The 6,730-nt window shown below is 72.5% G+C and carries 4 protein-coding genes and 2 pseudogenes; 1 reads left to right on the forward strand and 5 read right to left on the reverse strand.

Annotated elements, in window-relative coordinates; all coding sequences use genetic code 11:
• A pseudogene (locus SACPADRAFT_RS27790) lies at positions 1–198 on the forward strand (Nramp family divalent metal transporter); the annotation flags it as partial.
• Between the two features lie 34 nt (positions 199–232).
• Here SACPADRAFT_RS27790 and SACPADRAFT_RS0214325 read toward each other — a convergent pair.
• The 5 genes and pseudogenes from SACPADRAFT_RS0214325 to SACPADRAFT_RS27795 form a co-directional block, all read right to left on the reverse strand.
• Entirely contained in the window at positions 233–2,071 is a 1,839-nt protein-coding gene (locus tag SACPADRAFT_RS0214325) for a phosphoenolpyruvate carboxykinase (GTP) (RefSeq protein WP_007025902.1), read from the reverse strand.
• Positions 2,072–2,455: 384 nt separating this feature from the next.
• On the reverse strand, positions 2,456–3,184 hold the full coding sequence (locus tag SACPADRAFT_RS0214330; RefSeq protein ID WP_007025901.1) for a hypothetical protein: 729 nt from the start codon (positions 3,182–3,184) through the stop codon (positions 2,456–2,458).
• Positions 3,185–3,321: 137 nt separating this feature from the next.
• Entirely contained in the window at positions 3,322–5,142 is a 1,821-nt protein-coding gene (locus tag SACPADRAFT_RS0214335) for a dynamin family protein (protein WP_028662464.1), read from the reverse strand.
• 146 nt (positions 5,143–5,288) lie between these two features.
• Entirely contained in the window at positions 5,289–5,792 is a 504-nt protein-coding gene (locus SACPADRAFT_RS0214340; RefSeq protein ID WP_007025899.1) for a nucleotide exchange factor GrpE, read from the reverse strand.
• Positions 5,789–6,730, reverse strand: a pseudogene (locus SACPADRAFT_RS27795) (dynamin family protein); the annotation flags it as partial. The pseudogene SACPADRAFT_RS27795 and the gene SACPADRAFT_RS0214340, both read right to left, overlap by 4 nt.

Below are 6,730 nucleotides of genomic sequence, written 5' to 3' on the forward strand. Positions count from 1 at the left end.
TTCCAGCTCACCGTGGCCTACGGCGTGCTGGGGGCGCTGTTCATGCCGTTCCTCGCGGGCACACTGCTGGTCCTGCTGAACTCCGCACGGCTGCCGCGCGAGTTCCGCTCCCGGACGGTGTCCAACACGCTGCTCGTCGTCTGCCTCGCCCTGTTCGCCTACCTGGCGGTGGACCAGATAGTCGGCCTGTTCGAGTGAACCGTGCAGGACTCCTTCACGGCAAACCCGGCACTCAGGCCAGGCGCTGCTTCATGGTCTCCAGTTCGTCGAGGAGGGCGGACGGGATCTTGTCCCGGCCGATCTTGTCGAACCACTCCTCGATGAGCGGGATCTCCTGCCGCCACTCGTCCGGGTCGACGTCCAGGGCGGCCTGGATGTCGGCCAGCGGCTCGGTCAGCCCCGCGATGTCCAGGTCGTCCGCGGTCGGCACGTTGCCCACCGGCGTCTCCGCGGCCGACGCCGTGCCCTCGATGCGCTCGACGATCCACTTGAGCACGCGGGAGTTCTCGGAGAAGCCCGGCCACAGGATCCGGCGGTCGTCACCCCGGCGGAACCAGTTGACGTAGAAGATCTTCGGCAGCTTCAGCTCGTCCGAGTTCTTACCGATGTCCAGCCAGTGCTGGAAGTAGTCGCCCGCGTGGTAGCCGAGGAACGGCAGCATCGCCATCGGGTCGCGACGCACCTCGCCGACCTTGCCGGCCGCGGCGGCCGTCTTCTCCGACGACATCGTGGCGCCCATGAACACACCGTGCTGCCAGTCGCGCGCCTCGTTGACCAGTGGGACAGTGCTCGCACGGCGGCCGCCGAACAGGATCGCCGAGATCGGTACGCCCTGCGGGTCGTCCCACTCCGGCGCGAGGATCGGGCACTGCGACATCGGCGTGCAGTAGCGCGAGTTCGGGTGCGCGGCGGGCTCCCCGGCCTCGCCGTCGGCGGGCGTCCAGTCCTGCTTCTTCCAGGAGGTCAGGTGCGCGGGCTTCTCGCCCGCCATGCCCTCCCACCACACGTCGCCGTCGTCGGTGAGGGCGGTGTTGGTGAACACCGTGTTGCCCTTCTCGATCGTGCGCATGGCGTTCGGGTTGGTGTGCTCGTCGGTGCCCGGAGCGACGCCGAAGAAGCCGAACTCGGGGTTGATGGCGTAGAGCCTGCCGTCGGAGCCGAAGCGCATCCACGCGATGTCGTCACCGAGCGTCTCGGCACGCCAACCCGGCAGCGTCGGCTGCAGCATCGCGAGGTTGGTCTTGCCGCAGGCGCTGGGGAACGCCGCCGCGACGTAGTACACCTTGTTCTCGGGCGAGATGAGCTTGAGGATCAGCATGTGCTCGGCGAGCCAGCCCTCGTCCCGCGCCATCACCGAGGCGATGCGCAGCGAGTAGCACTTCTTGCCGAGCAGCGAGTTGCCGCCGTAGCCGGAACCGTAGCTCCAGATGGTGCGGCTCTCCGGGAAGTGGCTGATGTACTTCGTGTCGTTGCACGGCCAGGGGACGTCCTCCTCGCCGGGCTCGAGCGGGGCACCCACGGAGTGCAGCGCCGGGACGAACTCGCGCTCCGTGCCGTCCTCGGTCACGAACTTGTCCAGCGCGGCCTGCCCCATGCGGGTCATCACGCGCATGGAGGCCACGACGTAGGCGAAGTCGGTGATCTCGATGCCGAGCTTGGGGTTCTCGTCGCCGAGCGGGCCCATGCAGAACGGGATGACGTACATCGTCCGACCACGCATGCAGCCCCGGTAGAGCTCGGTCATGGTGGCCTTCATCTCGTCCGGGTGCTTCCAGTTGTTGGTCGGCCCGGCGTCGGACTCACGCTCGGAGCAGATGAAGGTCCGCTCCTCCACACGGGCCACGTCGGAGGGGTCCGAGGCGGCCCAGTACGAGTTCGGCCTGGCTTCCAGCGGGACGAAGGTGCCCGCCTTGACCAGCTCGTTGTTCATGCGCTCGGCCTCTTCGTCGGAGCCGTCCACCCAGACGACCCGGTCCGGGGTGGTGAGTTCGGCGACTTCGCGCACCCACGAGAGCACACCGCTGTGCGTCGTTGGCGCTTTGTCGAGACCGGGGATGGCCACTGCAGTCATCTCTAACTCCTGTCTTCGACGACAAGAGCCCACACCGGACGCCAGTGTCCGGATGCGGGCTCCGTTGCCGGCGACCGAATGGCTACAAGCGCACCGTCGAGCGGTGTGCTCACGTTCTTGGATGCCCTGAGAGTAGCGGCCCGACACAGCATGAACCGACCCATGACCTGTCGGTTCTCTCACAAGAACGATAAGGGAATCGATTCAGATCCCGGCTGAATCGGGTCAGCGCGAAAGGGTTCCCGCCCGTGGGGGACCCCGGCGGTGGCGCCCGCCCGCCGTAACCCGCCGGTACCCCTGTCGTCTCCGTCCGTTTCGCCCGTGTTCACCGCGACGTCGACCGACCGGGTGCACAGTGTGACGACGCCGGGCCGGGCCGCGGTGTCAGTTCGGGCTGATCCACTGGCCGGTGGCCGCGTCGATCCACGCCACGCCCTCGACACGCCGGGTACCCGGCGTGTCCCACCCGGAGCCGTCCCAGCCTGCGTGTTCCCCGGGCGTCTCCGCGCGCACGCCGTCGTGCTCGGCACCGGGGTCCACCCCGGTCCACTCCCCGTCCCCGGTGTGCTCGTAGGTTCTCGCGCTGCCGGTGTCGTCGATCACCACCGCCACGTCGGCGGACCCGTCGCCGTCCACATCGGTGTAGGTGACGGTGTTGCCCTCGGCATCGGTGACGACGGCGGTGTCGTTCACGCCGTCGTGGTCGGTGTCCGTCGTCGCGGGGCCGACCTCGACGTCGCCGCCGGGCAGGTCGGCGACGATCGTGCCGCCGTGGCTGGTCCGGGTTTCGGGATCCGGGTCGCCGTCGGGATGCTGTCCGTCCGGGACGGCCACCCACTCCCCGGTCGCCTCGTCGAAGTCCGCGTGGGCGGTCACCCGGTCCCGCGCGTCCCAGCGGACGTACTCGTCCGCCGCGCCGTCCCCGTCGTGGTCGACGAACGCCTGGGTGCTGCCGTCGGCGCGGTCGACCACCACGGTGTCGGCCACACCGTCCCCGTCGAGGTCCAGGTTCGTCTCGGCGCTGTACTGCTCGCCCTCGACGGTGACGAGCATGTCGTCCGGCATGCCCGTCGCGCCGGTGTCGGTGCCGCCGCCCGTCTCATCGGCCCACACGGTCACTCCCCTCACGGTCGCGAGCCGGCCCGGAACCCCGGAACCGCTGCTCACTGGGACTCACGGTAAGCCCGTTTCGTTCCCGGACCAAGTGTTTCCCGGACCCCGGCGCGGGACGGCCGGTCCACCCCCGCGGGTCACGCCCGCCTCGGCCCGTCCCGGAGTTCCCGGATACGGCCCAGCAGGGCCTCGGCGCGCTCCCGCCCCTCGGCCACCTCCCGCTCCCGGTCGGCGACCGACGAGAGTTGCCGGGACCGTTCCTTCCCGTCCAGCCTGATCGACGTGTCGACGGCTCTCAACTCGGCGTCGATCGCCTCGATGCGGCGGCTCAGTGCCTCGTCGAGCGCCAGGGACAACTGTTGCTCGGCCTCGATGAGCTGTTCGGCGACGAGCCGGTCGAGCGTCGCGCGGGCGTCGGCGATCGCCTCGACCAGCCACTGCCGGAGGTGCTGCCGGTCGGCCGCGTGCCTGCGGGTCCGTGCCATCCACCAGCCCGCGCCGAGCCCGACCGCGAGGGTGGCGGGCACGACGACCGGCGCGAACACCGCCGCACCGGCCAGGGGGGCGGCGGCCAGCTTGGCCGCGCCCGCCCCGCCGGAGACCCCCATGAACACGAGCAGCCTGTCCTCGGCGGTCGGCGGGCGCCGGTCCGGGGGCCGGAGCACCACCGGTGGCCCGTCCGCACGGGCGAACCGTGCCCGGAGGACGTCGAGTTCCTCGGCGGTGAACAGCTCGGCCAGCACCGTGTCGGTCACCCGGTGCAACCGGTCGGCCAGCGTCGCCGACACCCACCGCGAGATCACCTGGAGTGCGGAGTCGACCTCGCGCGGCAGCTCCGCGAGCCCGGCACGGCCCGCGGCGTCGATGCGCTGCCGGAGACGGGTTTGGGCGTCCCGCACCCACCGGCCCGTCCCGTGCCCCAGTTCGACCCGCGCCCGCTGGATCTCCCCGCGCAACGTGAGCTGCCAACCCTTCGTCGACGAGCGCCGTTCGGCGGTGAGCTCGTCCCGGCGGCGGCGCAGGTCGGCGGCCTCGGACTCCCCGGAGGACAGGGCCCGTCGCCGCGCGGACAGTACCGCCTGCTGTTCGGCGAGGGCACTGGCCAACGCCCGCAACGCGTTGGCCTCACCGAGCATCGCCGACCGGCCCACGACCAGCTCCTGCAGCGCGGTCTGCAGCTCGGCCACGCCCGACCGTTCCCGCAGGGTCGCGGCGGTCCGCTCGTCCGGCGCCCGGCCCGCGGTCTCGAACATCCGCGCCGACACGGGGTGGAACGCGGCTTCGGCGAACCGCGGCGCGTGCTCGGCGAGCAACGCACGGTCGGCCTCGAGCACCTCGCGCCAGCCCCGGAACCGGTCGGTCTTGGTGAGCGCGAACACCACCGTCTCGACGCGCTCGGCCGCCGTGGCGAGGAAACGCAGTTCCGCGGCGGAGAACGGCGCCGAGGCGTCGACGACGAACAGCAGGACGGTGGCGTCCGCGGCCGCCTCCGCCGCCAGCTCACCGTGGGTGGAATCGAGGCCGCCGACCCCGGGGGTGTCCACCAGGGTGAGCCGTTCGAGGATCGGCACCGGGCCGCACACCTCGACGTGCCGGGGTGGCAGCTGTCCCTCGGGCAGCTCGTGGGCCGTCGACACCCAGCGGGCCAGTTCGTCGGGTTCGAAGTCGACCGGGGCGAGCCGACCCGGGTAGCACGCCCGCGCCGTCCACTCCGGTGCGTGCCGGAGGACGAGGTAGGTCGCCGTCGCGGCGTCGGCATCCACCGGGGACCGCCCCGGCTCGGCCAACAGAGCGTTGACCAGGGAACTCTTCCCGCGGTTCGTCTCGCCGACCACGACCACGGACGGCGTGGGCAAATGTGCGCGGCGCTGCCGTTCCACCGACCGCGCCGCCCCGGGGTCCAGCTCCCGCAGCAACGCCAGCAGCGCCTCGCGGGTCCGGCCGACCTGCGCGGGCAGTGTCGACCTACCGGACGGCGGCCCGCCGGGTGTCGACCTACCGGACGGCGGCCCGCCGGAGGGAGACGTCGGTGCCGGGGTCACAGCCGGTCACCGTATCGCCCGGCGGGCGGTGGCACCCGGAGATCCGACCGGGCCGGACCACCTCACCGGCGGGTGTAGACCGTCACCACCGGCGCCCGCAGCAGCCTGCCCTGGTCGACGAACCCGACGACCTCCGTCTCGGCGACGGTGCCCGCCAGGGCGGTGTCGTCGGTCGGCACCGCACCGCCCGCCTCGTGGACCGCGGGGTCGAACCGCTGCCCGTCCGGCCGCACGGCGTGCACGCCGATCCCGGCGAGTCCCTGCTCCAGACGTTCGACGACGCCCGCACTGCGGGCGCGGTCCAGCGCGTACAGACACAGCTGGATCAGGGTGTGCCGGTCGGTCAGCGCCTGCTCGTGATCCACCGGGGGAGCGGCCGGTACCCCGGCCCCGGAAGCCACGGACCCCCCGTCGCCCGCCGCCGGTACGGCAACCGGGCCGGTCCCCTCCCCGGACGCCCCGGCATCGACCGCGGTGTCCCGCCCGGACGGTGTCGTCGTCCGCGGGAGCCTCCCGGTGGGGGTGTTGTCGCCGGTGCGGCGCCGGGCGCCGAACCACGGGCTCATCGTCCGTCCTCCGTTCCGCCGGGGCCGTCCTCCGAACCGCCGAGCCGCTGCCAGAGCAGGAAGTACGCACGGTGGACGACATGGGCGATCCGGCCCTGGGCCGGGGTGGCCCCGAGGGACGCGAACGAGCGCCACCAGTGCGCCCGTCGGAGCGCGTATCCGGCCAGCTCCGCCCGGGACGCGCCGGGCATGCCGAGCCGGGTGGGCACATCGGTGCCACTGCCCACCCGCAACACCTCCTCGGTGAGATCCCGGGGCAGCTCGACCGCCCCGGAGGACAACAGGGTCAGCGCCTCCAGCATCCGCAGCCGGTGCGCCTCCGGGCCGGCCAGCAACGCCTCGATCGCGTCGTGCAGCCGCCGACGGCCGGGATCTTCCGCGGCCCGGGCCAGCGCGGTCACCGAGCCCAGGGCGACGGCCGCCTTGATCCCGTCCGCGCGGGCGGCGAAGACGCTCTCCAGTCGCTCGCGGACCCGGTCGAGCCCGGACGAGTCCTGCAGCCGCCGCCGCACGGCACCGGCCGTGATCCCCGGGGCCGCGCGGACGAGGTCCACCCCACGCCGGATGCCGTAGAGGTCCAGTTTCTCCAGCAACCGCACCCGCACCCCGGCGGGCACCGCGCACTCCCAGCCGGTGAACAGGTCCGCCGAGACGAGCATGAGCTCCAGCGTGTCCCGGTCCAGCGCGGCGAGGCCGCGCAGCGCCTCCAGGTCGGCGGCGGTGAACCGGCCGGTGTTCGTGGTCTCGGCGATCAGTCCGACGACCGGCAGCACGTCGGCCACCCTCGGCCGCAACGTCTCGGCCTGGCGCCGTGCGAGGGTGGTCGCCGCGGTCCAGACGTCGCCGTCGGCGCCCGCGACGGACTCGGGCGCCACGGTGTCGGCCTTGTTCAGCACCGCGAGGGCGTTGACCGGCCCGGCGGCCCGGCCCGCGGTCGC

The organism is Saccharomonospora iraqiensis subsp. paurometabolica YIM 90007, assembly GCF_000231035.2.
Classification (GTDB): Bacteria; Actinomycetota; Actinomycetes; order Mycobacteriales; family Pseudonocardiaceae; genus Saccharomonospora; species Saccharomonospora paurometabolica.

Excerpts from the sequence above, each read along its gene's own strand:
- SACPADRAFT_RS0214340 (WP_007025899.1), bottom strand. The coding sequence starts at position 5,792 with ATGAGCCCGTGGTTCGGCGCCCGGCGCCGCACCGGCGACAACACCCCC.
- SACPADRAFT_RS0214325 (WP_007025902.1), bottom strand. The coding sequence starts at position 2,071 with ATGACTGCAGTGGCCATCCCCGGTCTCGACAAAGCGCCAACGACGCAC.